This is a genomic window from Pseudomonas sp. ADPe, assembly GCF_014843515.1.
Taxonomy (GTDB): Bacteria; Pseudomonadota; Gammaproteobacteria; order Pseudomonadales; family Pseudomonadaceae; genus Pseudomonas; species Pseudomonas citronellolis.
Genome location: NZ_CP062122.1, coordinates 5,849,897 through 5,866,356 on the forward strand (window position 1 = coordinate 5,849,897; position 16,460 = coordinate 5,866,356).

At 70.0% G+C, this 16,460-nt stretch carries 11 protein-coding genes; 6 read left to right on the top strand and 5 right to left on the bottom strand.

Going from position 1 to position 16,460, the window contains the following annotated elements:
• The first annotated feature begins 49 nt into the window (after positions 1-49).
• The 6 genes from IG194_RS26480 (at position 50) to uvrA (ending at position 8,885) form a co-directional block, all read left to right on the top strand.
• Positions 50-997, top strand: coding sequence for a dihydrodipicolinate synthase family protein (locus IG194_RS26480; protein WP_009619556.1), 948 nt, complete (start codon positions 50-52; stop codon positions 995-997).
• 95 nt (positions 998-1,092) lie between these two features.
• Positions 1,093-2,682, top strand: coding sequence for an aldehyde dehydrogenase (NADP(+)) (locus tag IG194_RS26485; protein WP_058489217.1), 1,590 nt, complete (start codon positions 1,093-1,095; stop codon positions 2,680-2,682).
• Positions 2,675-3,964 (top strand): NAD(P)/FAD-dependent oxidoreductase, encoded by a 1,290-nt coding sequence (locus IG194_RS26490; RefSeq protein WP_058489218.1) that lies wholly within the window; start codon positions 2,675-2,677, stop codon positions 3,962-3,964. Before IG194_RS26485 ends, IG194_RS26490 begins: the two co-directional genes overlap by 8 nt.
• Positions 3,965-4,151: 187 nt before the next feature.
• The gene (locus IG194_RS26495; protein ID WP_083540398.1) at positions 4,152-5,306 is read left to right on the top strand and encodes a GGDEF domain-containing protein; all 1,155 of its coding nucleotides are present in this window, start codon (positions 4,152-4,154) and stop codon (positions 5,304-5,306) included.
• A 334-nt stretch (positions 5,307-5,640) separates the two neighbouring features.
• On the top strand, positions 5,641-6,219 hold the full coding sequence (gene gfa / locus IG194_RS26500) for an S-(hydroxymethyl)glutathione synthase (protein ID WP_058489220.1): 579 nt from the start codon (positions 5,641-5,643) through the stop codon (positions 6,217-6,219).
• 98 nt (positions 6,220-6,317) lie between these two features.
• Positions 6,318-8,885, top strand: coding sequence for an excinuclease ABC subunit UvrA (gene uvrA / locus IG194_RS26505; protein WP_058489221.1), 2,568 nt, complete (start codon positions 6,318-6,320; stop codon positions 8,883-8,885).
• Between the two features lie 49 nt (positions 8,886-8,934).
• Here the strand turns inward: uvrA and IG194_RS26510 are convergent, their stop codons facing one another.
• From IG194_RS26510 to IG194_RS26530, 5 genes are all read right to left on the bottom strand, one after another.
• Positions 8,935-10,146, bottom strand: coding sequence for an MFS transporter (locus tag IG194_RS26510; RefSeq protein WP_009619569.1), 1,212 nt, complete (start codon positions 10,144-10,146; stop codon positions 8,935-8,937).
• 267 nt (positions 10,147-10,413) lie between these two features.
• Positions 10,414-12,744, bottom strand: coding sequence for a 5-methyltetrahydropteroyltriglutamate--homocysteine S-methyltransferase (gene metE / locus IG194_RS26515; protein WP_058489222.1), 2,331 nt, complete (start codon positions 12,742-12,744; stop codon positions 10,414-10,416).
• 765 nt (positions 12,745-13,509) lie between these two features.
• Positions 13,510-14,208, bottom strand: coding sequence for an anaerobic ribonucleoside-triphosphate reductase activating protein (locus IG194_RS26520; protein WP_058489223.1), 699 nt, complete (start codon positions 14,206-14,208; stop codon positions 13,510-13,512).
• Positions 14,205-14,351 (bottom strand): anaerobic ribonucleoside-triphosphate reductase, encoded by a 147-nt coding sequence (nrdD, locus tag IG194_RS33095; RefSeq protein ID WP_058489224.1) that lies wholly within the window; start codon positions 14,349-14,351, stop codon positions 14,205-14,207. The genes IG194_RS26520 and nrdD overlap by 4 nt, the downstream gene beginning before the upstream one ends.
• A gap of 46 nt (positions 14,352-14,397) precedes the next feature.
• Entirely contained in the window at positions 14,398-16,419 is a 2,022-nt protein-coding gene (locus IG194_RS26530; protein ID WP_058489225.1) for a ribonucleoside triphosphate reductase, read from the bottom strand.
• Between the last annotated feature and the right edge of the window lie 41 nt (positions 16,420-16,460).

The following is a 16,460-nucleotide window of genomic DNA, read 5'->3' on the forward strand; positions in this document are numbered from 1 at the left end:
CCCACGCCGTTTTTCCCTACCCGAACGAGTGCTTCAAGGAGCCCGAACAATGAGCGACAACATCTTCACCGGCTGCATCCCCGCGCTGATGACCCCCTGCACCGCCCAGCGCAAGCCGGACTTCGACGCCCTGGTCGCCAAGGGCCGCGAGCTGATCGACGTCGGCATGAGCGCGGTGGTGTACTGCGGCTCCATGGGTGACTGGCCGCTGCTCACCGAGGCCGAGCGCCAGGAGGGCGTGGCGCGCCTGGTGGCCGCCGGCGTGCCGACCATCGTCGGCACCGGCGCGGTCAACACCCGCGAGGCGGTGTCCCACGCGGCGCATGCCGCCAGGGTCGGCGCCCACGGCCTGATGGTGATTCCCCGCGTGCTCTCCCGCGGCGCTTCGCCGGCCGCGCAGAAGGCCCACTTCTCCGCCATCCTCGCGGCCGCCCCGGAACTGCCGGCGGTGATCTACAACAGCCCCTACTACGGCTTCGCCACCCGCGCCGACCTGTTCTTCGAACTGCGCCGCGAGTTCCCCAACCTGATCGGCTTCAAGGAGTTCGGCGGCGGCGCCGACCTGCGCTACGCGGCCGAGAACATCACCTCCCAGGACGACGAGGTGACGCTCATGGTCGGTGTCGACACCCAGGTGGTCCACGGTTTCGTCAACTGCAACGCCACCGGCGCCATCACCGGCATCGGCAACGCCCTGCCGCGCGAAGTGCTGCAACTGGTGGCCCTGAGCAGGCAGGCCGCCAAGGGCGACGTCAAGGCGCGCCGCCTGGCCGGCGAGCTGGAGGCGGCGTTGGCGGTGCTTTCCTCCTTCGACGAGGGCTGCGACCTGGTGCTGTACTACAAGCACCTGATGGTGCTCAACGGCGACAGGGAATACAGCCTGCACTTCAACGAAACCGACGTGCTCAGCGAGGCCCAGCGCCGCTACGCCGAGAACCAGTACGCGCTGTTCCGCCAGTGGTACGCCAACTGGTCGGCCGAGCAGAACCTCGCCTGAACCGGCCGGCGGCGGGGCCCGATGCCCCGCCGCGATCCGCCCCCTGCGCGACGGGCGTCGCGCAGGGGGCCCACTTTCTTGATCCAGGACGCACCATGAACCTTACAGGCAGCATGCTGATCGGCCAGCAGGCGGTCGCCGGGCGCCGCGAGGCGACCCGGGCCATCGACCCGGCCACCAATGAACCCCTCCAGCCGCCCTATGCCGGCGGCACCGGCGAGCAGGTGGAGCAGGCCTGCGCCCTGGCCTGGGCCGCCTTCGACCGCTACCGCGAAACCTCCCTGGAGGCGCGCGCCGGCTTCCTTGAAACCATCGCCGAGGAGATCGAGGCCCTGGGCGAGCAACTGATCGAGCGCGCGATGGCCGAGACCGGCCTGCCGCGCCAGCGCATCCAGGGCGAGCGTGGCCGCACCTGCCAGCAGTTGCGCACCTTCGCCCGCACCGTGCGCGCCGGTGAGTGGCTGGACGTGCGGGTGGACAGGGCGCTGCCCGAGCGCCAGCCGCTGCCGCGCCCGGACCTGCGCCAGCGCCAGGTGCCGCTGGGACCGGTGGCCGTGTTCGGCGCCAGCAACTTCCCGCTGGCCTTCTCCGTTGCCGGCGGCGATACCGCCTCGGCCCTGGCCGCTGGCTGCCCGGTGGTGGTCAAGGCCCATGGCGCCCACCCCGGCACCAGCGAACTGGTGGGGCGCGCCGTGGCCCGCGCCGTGGCCAGGTGCGCCTTGCCGGATGGCGTCTTCTCGCTGCTGTTCGGCTCCGGCCGCGAGGTCGGCACTGCCCTGGTGGCCGACCCGCGCATCAAGGCGGTGGGCTTCACCGGCTCGCGCAGCGGCGGCCTGGCCCTGTGCCAGGTGGCCCAGTCCCGCCCGGAGCCGATCCCGGTGTATGCGGAGATGAGTTCGATCAACCCGGTGTTCCTCTTCCCCGCGGCCCTGCAGGCGCGCGGCGAGGCGTTGGCGCAGGGCTTCGTCGCCTCGCTGACCCAGGGCGCTGGCCAGTTCTGCACCAACCCGGGCCTGGTGGTCGCCCGCCAGGGGCCGGCGCTGGAGCGCTTCATCGCCGCGGCCGCCGAGCGGGTGCGGCGCAGCCCGGCGCAGACCATGCTGACGCCGGGGATCTTCCAGGCCTTCGAAGCCGGCGTCGCTGCGTTGGCCGGGCAGGCCCAGGCGCGTGTCCTGGCGAAGGGCCTGGAAGGCGAGGGACCCAACCAGGGCCAGGCCCATCTGTTCGCGACCCGGGCGCAGGCGTTCCTCGCCGAGCCGGCGCTGCAGGCCGAGGTGTTCGGCGCCGCGTCGCTGATCGTGGAATGCGCCGACGGCGAGCAGGTGCGCCAGATCGCCGAGCACCTGGAAGGCCAGCTCACCGCGACCCTGCACCTCGACGAGGCCGACCTGGACAGCGCCCGTGCGCTGCTGCCGACCCTGGAGCGCAAGGCCGGTCGCCTCTTGGTCAACGGCTGGCCGACCGGCGTGGAGGTGTGCGATGCCATGGTCCATGGCGGCCCCTTCCCGGCCACCTCGGATACGCGCACCACCTCGGTCGGCACCGCGGCCATCCTGCGTTTCCTGCGCCCGGTCTGCTACCAGGACTTCCCCGACGCCCTGCTGCCCGCCGCGCTGCGCCACGGCAACCCGCTGCAGTTGCGCCGCCTGCTCGATGGCCAGAGGGAAGCCCGGGAACATGCGTGACGTCCAGGCTTCGAACAGCCCGCAACCCCAGGCGGACATCGCCGTGATCGGCGCCGGCATCGTCGGCGTCGCCTGCGCCCTGCAACTGGCGCGCCAGGGGCTGCGGGTGCAGGTCGTCGACCAGCAGGCGCCGGGGCAGGGCGCCTCGTTCGGCAATGCCGGGCACCTGGCCACCGAGCAGGTGTTCCCCATCGCCGACCTGTCGATCCTCAGGCGCCTGCCGGCCATGCTCATGGACCCCATGGGCCCGCTACGCCTGGACTGGAAGTACCTGCCGCATGCTCTGCCATGGTTCGTGCGGCTGCTGCTGAACCTGCGCCCGGCGCCGTTCCGCCGCACCGTCGCCGGTATCCGCGCGCTCAACGAGGGCAGCCTGGAGGCCTGGCGGCGGATGTTGGCGGCCATCGGGCGCCCCGGCCTGTTGAAGGAGGACGGTTCCTTGCTGGTGTTCGAGCGCGCCGAGTCGCGCCAGGCGCTGGACGCGCTGCAGGCGCGCATGCGCCAGCAGGCGGTGCCGGTCGACTTCTGGCCCGCCCAGGCCGTGCGCGCCGCCGCCCCGCAACTCAGCGAGCGCCTGCTGGGCGGGCTGTTCTTTCCGCGCACGGGGCATTTCATCGACCCCTACCTCGTGGTCCGCGAACTGGTGGACGCCGCCCGTGCCCTGGGCGTGCAGTTCCTCCAGCGCAAGGTTCTCGGCGGGCAACTGCGGCAGGACGGCGTGGCGCTGGCCACGGCGGAAGGCGGCCTGCGGGCCCGCCAGGTGCTGATCGCCTGCGGCGCCCACTCGGCCGGGCTCACCGCGGCGCTGACCGGCCGCAAGGTACCCCTGGACACCGAGCGCGGCTATCACCTGATGCTGCCCCACGAGCACGGTCGCCTGCCGTTCGCCGTCACCTCGCTGGAACGCCGGTTCATCATGACGCCCATGGCCGACGGCCTAAGGCTGGCCGGCACCGTGGAGTTCGCCGGCCTCGAAAGCCCGCCGAGCATGGAGCGCGCCTGGCAACTGCACCGGCTCAGCAAGGGCCTGTTCGGCCGCGACCTGAGCGCCGAGGCGGCCACGCCCTGGATGGGCATGCGCCCGTCGCTGCCGGACTCGCTGCCGATCATCGACCGGGTGTGCGAGGGCAGGGTGCTGCTCGCCTTCGGCCATCAGCACCTGGGCCTGACCCAGGCGGCGATCACCGCCGAGCATGTCGCCCGGCTGGCAACCGTGCCGGCAACGGGCAATGCGCCGCACGGCCTGCCGGGGCTCGACGCCTACAGGTTGGATCGGTTCTGAACCCTGGCCGGGGCCGCGGGACAGGTGCGGCCTCGCCAGCGTGACCCGGCGAAGCGGCTATGCGCGTGGGAGCGGGCTTCGGCTTGTCGCGGGCTTCCCGTCGGCAGGGCGGGAAAGGCCCTGCGAAAAAACGCCGCGAACGCTTAGAATCCGCCCCCCACCGTCCAGGCAGCCCCGTCCAGAAGTCATGGCGCTCGATCCTCCCACGATGTTGACCCTCTCGATCGCCCTGGCAGCGGCCGCCGCCCTGTACCTGGCCATCGAGTGGCGCAACGTTCGCGAACCCTCGCTGCTGTTCTGGAGCGCGGGCTTTTCCACCATCGCCGTGGGCTCGACCCTCGCCCTGTTGCGCATGGGCGGCTTCCCGCTCCTGGGCATCTGGTTCGCCAACGGCCTGCTGATCATCGCCCACTGGCTGTTCCTGCTGGGCGTGGCGCGCTTCACCGAGGCGCGCCTGTCCCGCGCCTGGTACCTGATCTTCGTCGCCTGGACGGCCATGCTGCTGTTGCCGGACGGGCAGGCGTGGTCGAAGGTGATGCTGCTGGCCAACTCGCTGCTGGTGGCGCTGCCGACGCTGCGCGCCAGCGCGCTGCTGCGGCCCCACGGCAAGTCGCTGAGCGTGGGCGCCGGGCAGTTGCGCTACGTGTTGCTGCTGCACGGGCTGTTCTACCTGGGCAAGCCGCTGACGGCGCTGGTGCCGGGCACGCTGATCGACCTCACGGCCTTCCGCGGCGCGATCATCCAGGTTTCGCTGGTGGAAGGGACGATGGCGATCATGCTGATCGCGCTGTCGATGACCGGCACCGAGCGCTACCGCCGCGAGAAGCGCATGGCCCGGCTGGCCGCCCGCGATCCGCTGACCGCGCTGTACAACCGCCGCGCCCTGGAGGTGCGCGCGCCGCGGTTGCTGGAGGAGGTCTGCAGCGCGCGGCCGGGCGCGTTGCTGCTGATCGACATCGACAATTTCAAGCTGGTCAACGACCTGCACGGCCACATTGCCGGAGACCGGCTGCTGGTCATGCTGAGCGAGATGATCCGCGCGCTGCTGCCCGAGCGCGCGCTCGCGGCCCGGCTGGGCGGCGACGAGTTCGTCATCCTGCTCGGCGACATGACCGGCGAGCGCGTGGTGGCGCTGGGCAGCGCGTTGCGCGAGCAGTTCCACAAGGCCGCCGCGCAGGCCTTCGCCACCCCCGAGGCGGTGACCCTGAGCATAGGCGCCAGCCTGTTCGACCGGCCGCCGGCCAGCCTGACGGCGCTGATCGAGCAGGGCGACGCGGCGCTGTACGAATCCAAGCGCGGCGGGCGCGACAGCATCCGCCTGGTGGCCGGCGGCGAGGCGTAGGCCATGCCGAGACGCTCTTCGTAGGATGGGTTGAGCTTGCGAAACCCATCGGGCCATGGCGATGGGTATTCGCTTCGCTCAACCCATCCTACGGTTCCGCTGCCGGGCAACTATGCTGCAGGCTATGCCGAAGCGCTTTTCGTAGGATGGGTTGAGCTTGCGAAACCCATCGGGCCATGGTGATGGGTATCGCTTCGCTCAACCCATCCTACGGTTTCCGCTGCCATGGACTCACCGTCCACGCCTCGTGCCACCCATTTCGACCGCCAGGGCTTCGCGGCGCGGCATGTCGCCGTGCCGGCCCTGGCGCAGCGAACGCCAGGAGGTCAACCCCATGAGCGCGATTCACATTCACCCCTCGCTGGACAACGGCATCCGCCCGGAACAGCCCGGCTTCGCCGGCGGCACCCTGCAATGCCTGTGCGCGACCGACAAGGTGGAGGTCGCGGTCGGCGCGCAGACGCTGCACAACCACGCCTGCGGTTGCACCAAGTGCTGGAAGCCCGCGGGGGCGACCTTCTCGGTGGTGGCGGTGGTGCCGCGGGACAAGGTCAGCGTGGTGGCCCACCCCGAGAAGCTGCAGGTCGTCGACGACAGCGCCGTCATCCAGCGCCACGCTTGCCGCGAGTGCGGCGCGCACCTGTTCGGGCGCATCGAGAACCCGGGGCATGCCTTCTACGGCCTGGACTTCGTGCATACCGAACTGTCCCCGCAGGAGGGCTGGTCGGCGCCGGGCTTCGCCGCCTTCGTCTCTTCGGTGATCGAGAGCGGCACCCCGCCGGCGCAGATGGACGCCATCCGCCAGCGCCTGCGCGAACTCAACCTGGAGCCCTATGACTGCCTGTCGCCGCCGCTGATGGACGCCCTGGCCACCCACGCCGCCAAGCAGAAGGGCACCTACCGCGAGGCCTGACGGCGCTGGCGGGGCGGCCGGCCACCTGATAGAGGCCCTCGGTCAGCGCGGGCCTCCTCAGGCATACTCCTGGCCAACAGAGCCCCGAGTCCGTTCCCATGCCCCACAGCAAGCCCCCGGCCGGCGCCCCCGGCGCCAGCGGTTTCGTCGAAGTGCGCGGCGCGCGCGAGCACAACCTCAAGGACGTGGATGTCGCCATCCCGCGCGATGCGCTGGTGGTGTTCTCCGGCGTGTCGGGTTCCGGCAAGTCCTCGCTGGCGTTCGGCACCCTGTATGCCGAGGCGCAGCGGCGCTACTTCGAGTCGGTGGCGCCCTATGCCCGGCGCCTGATCGACCAGGTGGGCGTGCCGGACGTCGACGCCATCGACGGCCTGCCGCCGGCGGTGGCGTTGCAGCAACAGCGCGGCGCCAGCAACGCGCGCTCCTCGGTGGGCAGCGTGACCACCCTGTCCAGCCTGGTGCGGATGATGTACTCGCGCGCCGGCACCTACCCGCCGGGCCAGCCGCTGCTGTACGCCGAGGACTTCTCGCCGAATACGCCGCAGGGCGCTTGCCCGGCCTGCCACGGCCTGGGCCACGTGTACGAGGTGACCGAGGCGCTGATGGTGCCGGACCCGTCGCTGAGCATCCGCGAGAAGGCCATCGCCGCCTGGCCGCCGGCCTGGCACGGGCAGAACCTGCGCGACATCCTCGTCACCCTGGGCTACGACGTCGACCGGCCCTGGCGCGACCTGCCGAAGAAGGACCGCGACTGGATCCTCTTCACCGAGGAAACCCCCACCGCGCCGGTGTACGCCGGCCTCACCCCCGCGGAGACCCGCGCCGCGCTCAAGCGCAAGCAGGAGCCCAGCTACATGGGCACCTTCACCGGTGCGCGGCGCTACGTGCTGCACACCTTCGCCAGCACCCAGAGCGCCCTGATGAGAAGGCGCGTGTCGCGCTTCATGGAGGGCCGGCCGTGCCCGGCGTGCGGTGGCAAGCGGCTCAAGGCCGAGGCGCTGGCGGTGACCTTCGGCGGGGTGGACATAGGCGCGCTGGCGCAGTTGCCCCTGGACCAGGTGGCGGCGCTGCTGGAGCCCATCGCCCAGGGCGACTTCCGCGCCCAGCCCGGCGCCGCGCTTTCGGAAGAGAAGCAACTGGCGGCGCGGCGCCTGGCCGAGGGCGTGGTGGCGCGGCTGCGCACGCTGCAGCAGCTGGGCCTGGGCTACCTGAGCCTGGACCGCGCCACGCCGAGCCTGTCCACCGGCGAGCTGCAGCGCCTGCGGCTGGCCACGCAGCTGAGTTCCATGCTGTTCGGCGTGGTCTACGTGCTCGACGAGCCGTCGGCCGGGTTGCACCCCTCCGACAGCCAGGCCCTGTACGACGCCCTGGACAGGCTGCGCGACGCCGGCAACTCGGTGTTCGTGGTGGAGCACGACCTGGAGCTGATGCGCCGCGCGCAATGGCTGGTGGACGTCGGGCCCGACGCCGGCGAGCGCGGCGGCCGGGTGCTCTACAGCGGCGCTCCGGCGGGCCTGCGCGAGGTGGCGGAGTCGCGCACCGCCCGCTACCTGTTCGACGAGATTCCCGCGCCGCCCAGCCACGGGCGCGAGGCCGCTGGCTGGCTGGAGCTGCGCGGCATCCACCGGCACAACCTGCGCGGGGTGGACGCGCGCATTCCATTGGGCGTGCTCACCGCGGTCACCGGCATCTCCGGTTCGGGCAAGTCCAGCCTCATCGCCCAGGCGCTGCCCGAGCTGATGCTGGCGCACCTGGGGCACGAGCCCGAGGAGGAGGGCGCGCAAGCCACCGAGGAGGGCCCGGCGATCCTCGAAAGCACCGGCGGCCACCTGGCCGGCGACCTGGCGGCGGTGCAGCGGGTGGTGCAGGTGGACCAGAAGCCCATCGGCCGCACGCCGCGTTCCAACCTGGCCACCTACACCGGCCTGTTCGACCACGTGCGCAAGCTGTTCGCCGCCACCCCCGATGCGCGCCGCCGCCGCTACGACGCCGGGCGCTTCTCGTTCAACGTGGCCAAGGGGCGCTGCGACACCTGCGAGGGCGAGGGCTTCGTCAGCGTGGAACTGCTGTTCATGCCCAGCGTGTACGCGCCATGCCCCAGCTGCCACGGCGCCCGCTACAACGAGGCCACGCTGCAGGTGCGCTGGAACGGCCGCAACATCGCCGAGGTGCTGGGCATGACGGTGGAGGAGGCCGGCGACTTCTTCGCCGATGAGGACGCGGTAGCGCGCCCGCTGCGGCTGCTGCGCGAGATCGGCCTGGGCTACCTGCGCCTGGGGCAGCCGGCCACCGAGCTGTCCGGCGGCGAGGCGCAGCGCATCAAGCTGGCCAGCGAACTGCAACGCAGCCAGCGCGGCCGCAGCCTGTACGTGCTGGACGAGCCCACCACCGGCCTGCACGTGGCGGACATCGACCGGCTGATGCTGCAATTGCAGCGGCTGGTCGATGCCGGCAACAGCGTGGTGATGATCGAACACGACATGCGCGTGGTGGCCCAGGCCGACTGGGTGATCGACGTCGGCCCGGGCGCCGGCCAGGCCGGCGGCCGCGTGGTGGCCAGCGGCACCCCGCAGCAGCTGGCGCGGGCGAAGGGCAGCAGGACCGCGGCCTATCTCGCCGCGGAACTGGCGCGCTGTGCGCCGAACACGCGGCGCGCAAGGCGCTGAGGGCGGAACCGCTGGCGCAGCAGGCGCTCCTCCGAGCGCCTTCGCGCCGTCAGGCGCGCTTGGTGGACGGCAGCAGGATGGTCAGGCAGCCCAGCAGCGGCAGGTAGGAGCACAGCTTGTACACGTACTCGATGCCGTGGATGTCGGCCAGGTGGCCGAGCAGGGCGGCGCCGATGCCGCCGAAGCCGAACATCAGGCCGAAGAACACCCCGGCGATCATGCCGACGTTGCCGGGCACCAACTCCTGGGCGAACACCACGATGGCGGAGAACGCCGAGGCGAGGATGAAGCCGATGATCATGCTCAGCACGCCGGTCCAGAACAGGTCGACGTAGGGCAGGGCGAGGGTGAAGGGGGCCACGCCGAGGATCGAGAACCAGATCACCGTCTTGCGCCCGATGCGATCGCCTACCGGGCCGCCGAAGAAGGTGCCGGCGGCCACGGCGCCGAGGAACAGGAACAGGTACAGCTGCGAGCTGGCCACCGAGAGCTGGAACTTCTCGATCAGGTAGAAGGTGAAGTAGCTGGTGAAGCTGGCCATGTAGAAGTACTTGGAGAACACCAGCAGCGCCAGCACCACCAGCGCGGCGTTCACCCGGCCCCTGGACAGGCCGTGGGTAGCCTTGCCGCCCTGCTTGAGCTTGAACAGGTTCAGGTGGTTGCGGTACCAGCGGCTGAGGCCGTACAGCACGCCGATGGCGAACACCGAGAACAGGCCGAACCAGGCCACGTGGCCCTGGCCGTAGGGCACGATGATGGCCGCCGCCAGCAGCGGGCCGAAGGCGCTGCCGGCATTGCCGCCGACCTGGAAGGTGGACTGCGCCAGGCCGTAGCGCCCGCCCGAGGCCAGCCGCGCGATGCGCGAGGTTTCCGGGTGGAAGGTCGAGGAGCCGATGCCCACCAGCGCCGAGGCCAGGAGAATCGCCGGGAAGCTGCCGACGAAGGCCAGCAGGAGGATGCCGATCAGCGTGCAGACGCTGCCCGCCGGCGCCAGCCAGGGCTTGGGATGGCGGTCGGTGTGGTAGCCCACCCAGGGCTGCAGCAGCGAGGCGGTCAGTTGGAAGGTCAGGGTGATCAGGCCGACCTGGGTGAAGCTCAGCCCGTAGTTGGCCTTGAGCACCGGGTAGATCGACGGCAGCACCGCCTGGATCAGGTCGTTGATCAGGTGGGCCAGGGCGCAGGCGCCGATCACGCGCATGACCAGGGGGCTTGCTTGGCTGGCGACGGACGCGGCAGCCGTAGGGGCGGCAGTAGTGGACATGGGACTCCGGGCAGCAAGGGGCGGCCGGCGCGCAGGCGCGGCCATCGTTTTTGGCGGAGGCCCTATGCTAGGCAGTACGTGCCCGTCCGTCTTGCGAGTTTCGGACGTCGGGTATCGAGAAACGGGCAATTCGTTTCGGGCTGGCCGCCGTAGGGGGGGCTGCAACGCGCGGGGAGCGCAAAGCGAAACGGGACGCCAGGCGTCCCGTTTCGTCATTGACCGTAGGATGGCTCAAGCGAAGCGATACCCATCACCATGGCGGGTGGATCAGGCCAGCGCGGCGAGGTCGTTGCGCAGCTCGCGGGCCGCCGCGACCATGTTCACCAGCGCCGCTTCGGTCTCCGGCCAGGCGCGGGTCTTCAGGCCGCAGTCCGGGTTCACCCACAGGCGCTCGGCGGGGATGCGCTGGGCCGCCTTGCGCAGCAGCTTGACGATCTCTTCCCGGCTCGGCACGCGCGGCGAGTGGATGTCGTAGACGCCCGGGCCGATCTCGTTCGGGTAGTCGAACTTCTCGAAGGCCTCCAGCAGCTCCATGTCCGAACGCGAGGTCTCGATGGTGATCACGTCGGCGTCCATGGCGGCGATGGATTCGATCACGTCGTTGAACTCGCTGTAGCACATGTGGGTGTGGATCTGGGTTTCGTCGCGCACGCCCGAGGCGCACAGGCGGAAGGCCTCGGTGGCCCAGTCCAGGTAGTGCGCCCAGGCGCTCCTGCGCAGCGGCAGGCCTTCGCGGAAGGCGGCTTCGTCGATCTGCACGATCCTGATGCCGGCGGCCTCCAGGTCCACCACTTCGTCGCGGATGGCCAGGGCCAACTGGCGCGCCTGGACTTCGCGGGGCACGTCCTCGCGCGGGAAGGACCACATCAGCATGGTCACCGGGCCGGTCAGCATGCCCTTCATCACCTTGTCGGTGAGGCTCTGGGCGTAGGTGATCCACTCCACGGTCATGGCCTTCGGGCGGCTCAGGTCGCCATAGATCACCGCCGGCTTCACGCAGCGCGAACCGTAGCTCTGCACCCAGCCGAAGCGGGTGAAGACGTAGCCGTCGAGCTGCTCGGCGAAGTACTCGACCATGTCGTTGCGCTCGGCTTCGCCGTGTACCAGCACGTCCAGGCCCAGTTGCTCCTGGATCTGCACCGCGTGGCGGATTTCGCTGTGCATGGCTTCGGTGTACTCGGCCTCGCTCAGCTTGCCCTGCTTGAACGCCTGGCGCGCCAGGCGGATGGCCGAGGTCTGCGGGAAGGAGCCGATGGTGGTGGTGGGGAAGGCCGGCAGGTCCAGGCCGGCGCGCTGCCTGGCGATGCGCTCGGCGAAGGCGGAATGACGCTGGGCGTCGGCCGGCTGGATGGCGGCCAGGCGGGCCTGCACGGCCGGCTTGTGGATGCGCGGCGAGGCGGCGCGGCTGGCCTGTACGGCGCGGCTCTGCTCCAGGGCGGCAACCACGTCGGCGGCCTGCGGCTCGGTGGCGGCGCGGGCCAGCACGGCCACTTCGGCGCACTTCTGCACGGCGAAGGCCAGCCAGCTCTTCAGCTCGGCATCCAGCTTGTCTTCACGCTCCAGGTCCACCGGGCTGTGCAGCAGCGAGCAGGAGGGCGCGAGCCACAGGCGCTCGCCGAGGCGTTCCCGGGCGTGGCGCACCACGTCCAGGGCCTTTTCCAGGTCGCAGCGCCAGACGTTGCGGCCGTTGACCAGGCCCAGCGACACGACCTTGTAGGCCGGCAGGCGGTCGAGGATGCTGGGGTACTGTTCCGGCGCGCGCACCAGGTCGATGTGCAGGCCATCGACCGGCAGGTTCGCGGCCAGGCCGAGGTTGTCTTCCAGGCCGCCGAAGTAGGTGGCCAGCAGCTTTTTCAGCGGCTCGCCCTGCAGTAGGTTGTAGGCGCGCTCGAAGGCGTTCTTCCAGTCCTGGGGCAGGTCGAGGACCAGGATCGGTTCGTCGATCTGCACCCATTCCACGCCCTGGGCGGCCAGGCGCTGGAAGATCTGCCCGTAGAGCGGCAGCAGGCGGTCGAGCAGGTCGAGCTTGTTGAAGCTGTTCGTTTCAGAGTCAGCACCTTTGGTCTTGCCCAGCCACAGGTAGGTCAGCGGGCCGATCACCACGGGCTTGACGTCATGGCCGAGGGCCTTGGCTTCGTCGACCTCTTCGAACAGCTGTTCCCAGCTCAGCGCGAACTGCTGGTCGGCAGTGAACTCGGGGACCAGGTAGTGGTAGTTGGTGTCGAACCACTTGGTCATCTCTTGCGCATGGGCGCCGCCGCAGCAGCTGTCGCTGCGGTCCGTCGCCACGGCGCCACGGGCCATGCCGAAGAGGGTCTGCAGGGTCGGCTTGGCATCGCCATGGCCGCGGAAGCGCTCGGGGATGACGCCGAAGGTCAGCGAGTGGGTCAGCACCTGGTCGTACCAGGCGAAATCGCCCACCGGCAACAGCTCGATGCCGGCATCCTTCTGCGCCTGCCAGTGGGTGGCGCGCAGTTGCTTGCCGACGGCGCGCAGGCCGGCTTCGTCCAGCTCGCCTTTCCAGAAGGCTTCCAGGGCTTTCTTCAGTTCGCGGTCCCGGCCGATACGCGGGAAGCCGAGGTTGTGGGCCAATGCCATGGGTGAATCTCTCCATTGAAAAACCAGTGGAGGGATTCTCGGGATCGGTGGTTCATGAGACAAACTCAATTTATTTGCGATGAAATCAAGTTTTACTCATGATCGGGCTTCGTCATCTACCTCGGCGCTGGGGCTTTCCCCCGGATCGCGGATGAATCCGCTCCTACCGTTCGGCCTCTTGCGCCGAGCCTCCCTGTAGGAGCGGGCCCTGCCCGCGAATCGCGCGCAGGGCGCGCTCCTACAGGGCAATGGCGTGGGTGGGGATTGCGTAGGAGCGGACTCCGTCCGCGATTTTCGGCTGCAGGCTGGGCATCGATGCCAGGTCCAAGAGCCCCTCACCCCAGCCCTCTCCCGGAGGGAGAGGAAGCTAGCCCGTGCCGAGAGGAGGCCGGGTTTCCGCCGGCAATCCCTGTGCTGGCCGGCTAACGCCGAAACACTTGCCGACTGCGCCGAGGCGCGCCTCAACGGATGGGTTGAGCTTGCCATACCCATCGGCCCCCGGTGATGGGTATCGCTTCGCTCAACGCCATCCTACGACGGCGTTTCCCTCGCGATTGCCAACACACGCCGGCCTGCCGGCCGGATCGCGGATGAATCCGCTCCTACCGTTCGGTCTCTTGGGCCGAGTCTCCTTGTAGGGCCCTGCCCGCGAATCGCGCGCAAGGCGCGCTCCTACAGTGGAATGGCGTGGGTGGGATAGCGTAGGAGCGGACTCCGTCCGCGATTTTCGGCAACCGGCGAACACCCTCCGCGAGCAGGGACTCGCTAGGCATCCCGCAATTCGAATCGCGGGAACAGCGCTTCCAACTCGCGCCACAATGCCGCTGCGCCCTGCGGGGCCGGCGTTGCAATGAGCTGCGGATCGAGCTGCCGCCCACTGCGGGCCAGTTGCACCACGAAATTTTCCACGCCCACCCCGCGCAGGCGCGTGGCCAGGCGCCGTAGTCGTTCCAGGTCGAACAGTTGCCAGTGCACCGTGGTCCGGCATTCGTAGGCCACGCCGCTTTCCAGCAGCAGCTCCAGGCTGCGCCAGTTGGCCTGGCCGCTGCGGGGCACGCCGGTGATGGCGTCGGTGTCCTCGGCCAGGGCCTTCACGTCGAACCCCACCCAGTCGGTGTGCGGCAGCGCCCGGGCGAAGGCGCGCGGCTGGATACCGGCGCTGTGCAGGCCGGTGCGCAAGCCCATCTCGCGCACCCTGGCCATGGCCCCGGGCAGCGCGGCCTGGAGGGTCGCTTCGCCGCCGCTGAACACCACGGCCTGCAGCAGGCCCTGGCGGCGCTGGAGGAAGGCGAGGATGTCCTCCCAGCGGATTTGTGCCTCGCCGCGCGCCGGGATCAGCTGCGGGTTGTGGCAGTAGCGGCAGCGCCAGGCGCAGCCCTGGCAGAACAACACGCAGGCCAGCAGGCCGGGGTAGTCGAGGGTGGTCAGGGGCACCAGGCCCCCGACCCTGAGCTCAGCGCTCATCGCGTCTCGCGGAAGTGGCAGCGCTCGCGGTGCTCGGACTGCTTGCCGGCGTTGAAGGCCGACACCGGGCGGTGGTAGCCCATCACGCGGGTCCAGACTTCGCAGCGTTGGCGTTGGTTTTCGGGCAGTTGGTTGGCTTTCATCGGTAGAGCTCCTTTCTTGCGGTTGGTGAAGCGGGGTGTCGCCGGCTCAGCCGCCGCAGCTGCCGCAGCAACTGGCGGCGCGTTGTTGCAGCAGGGCTTCGTCGCACTTCGGGCAGAACTCGTGTTCGCCGGCGAGGTAGCCGTGCACCGGGCAGATGGAGAAGGTCGGCGTGACGGTGAGGTAGGGCAGGCGGAAGCGCCCGAGGGCGTTGCGCACCAGGGTCTTGCAGGCCTCTGCGCTGGAGATGCGCTCGGCCATGTACAGGTGCAGCACGGTGCCGCCGGTGTACTTGCATTGCAGGGCGTCCTGCAGCTCCAGCGCCTCGAAGGGGTCATCGGTGAGGCCCACCGGCAGCTGCGAGGAGTTGGTGTAGTAGGGCGCCTCCGGCGTGCCGGCCTGGAGGATGTCCGGGTGGCGCTTGCGGTCCTCGCGGGCGAAGCGGTAGGTGGTGCCCTCGGCGGGCGTCGCCTCCAGGTTGTAGAGGTGGCCGCTGTCTTCCTGGAAGCCGACCAGGCGCGCCCGCACGTGGTCCAGCAGTTCCAGCGCCATCTGCCGGCCGGCCTCGTTGTGCAGGCCTTCGCGGTCGCCGGTGAAGTTGCGCACCATCTCGTGCAGGCCGTTCACGCCGATGGTGGAGAAGTGGTTGCGCAGGGTGCCCAGGTAGCGCTTGGTGTAGGGGTAGAGCCCGGCGTCCATGTGCTGCTGGATGACCTTGCGCTTCACCTCCAGGCTGTCGAAGGCCAGCCCCAGCAGGTAGTCCAGCTGGCGGTAGAGCCCGGCGAGGTCGCCGCGGTGGCGGTAGCCCAGGCGTGCGCAGTTGAGCGTCACCACGCCGAGGGAGCCGGTCTGCTCCGCCGAGCCGAACAGCCCGTTGCCGCGCTTGAGCAGCTCGCGCACGTCCAGCTGCAGGCGGCAGCACATGGAGCGCACCTGGTTGGGCTGCATGTCCGAGTTGAGGAAGTTCTGGAAGTACGGCAGGCCGTAGCGCGCGGTCATCTCGAACAGGCGCGTGGCGTTGTCGCTGTGCCAGGGGAAGTCGTGGGTGATGTTGTAGGTGGGGATGGGGAAGGTGAACACCCGGCCGTGGGCGTCGCCGGCCTGCATCACCTCGATGTAGGCGCGGTTGATCAGGTCCATCTCCGCCTGCAGCTCGCCGTAGGCGAAGGGCATTTCCTCGCCGCCGACGTAGGGAATCTGCTCGCGCAGGTCCTCCGGGCAGACCCAGTCGAAGGTCAGGTTGGTGAAGGGCGTCTGGGTGCCCCAGCGCGACGGCACGTTGAGGTTGTAGATGAATTCCTGGATGGCCTGGCGCACCGCGTCGTAGCCGAGGCCGTCCTTGCGCACGTAGGGCGCGAGGTAGGTGTCGAAGGAGCTGAAGGCCTGGGCGCCGGCCCACTCGTTCTGCAGGGTGCCGAGGAAGTTCACCATCTGCCCGAGGGCGCTGGACAGGTGCTTCGGCGGCCCGGCCTCGACCCGCCCCGGCACGCCGTTGAGGCCTTCGTTGAGCAGGGTGCGCAGCGACCAGCCGGCGCAGTAGCCGGCGAGCATGTCGAGGTCGTGGATGTGCAGGTCGGCTTCGCGGTGGGCGGCGGCGATGGCTTCGTCGTACACCTCGTCCAGCCAGTAGTTGGCGGTGACCTTGCCGGAGACGTTGAGGATCAGCCCGCCCAGGGAATAGCCTTGGTTGGCGTTGGCGCGCACCCGCCAGTCTTCCCGCGAGAGGTATTCGTTCATCGAGGCGGCGACGTCCACCAGCGTCTTGCGCTCGCGGCGCAGGCGGCCGTGGCGCTCGCGGTAGACGATGTAGGCCCGCGCGGTGGGGTAGTGGCCGGCCTCCATGAGGATGCGCTCGACCACGTCCTGCACCTGCTCCACATCCAGCTCGCCCTCCGGCAGGCGCGACAGCACGCGGCGCGTCAGCGCCTGGGCATGGGCGGCGCTGAACTCGCCGCTGGCTTCGCCGGCGGCGGCGATGGCGCGTTCGATCTTGCTCGGGTCGAAGGGGGCGGCGGCGCCGTTGCGCTTGCGCAGGCGGGTGGGGAGAGGGGCGTTCCGGGTCTGGGTCATTGGACTGGATTCCACAACATGATGTGTTTTGAATTTTCAAG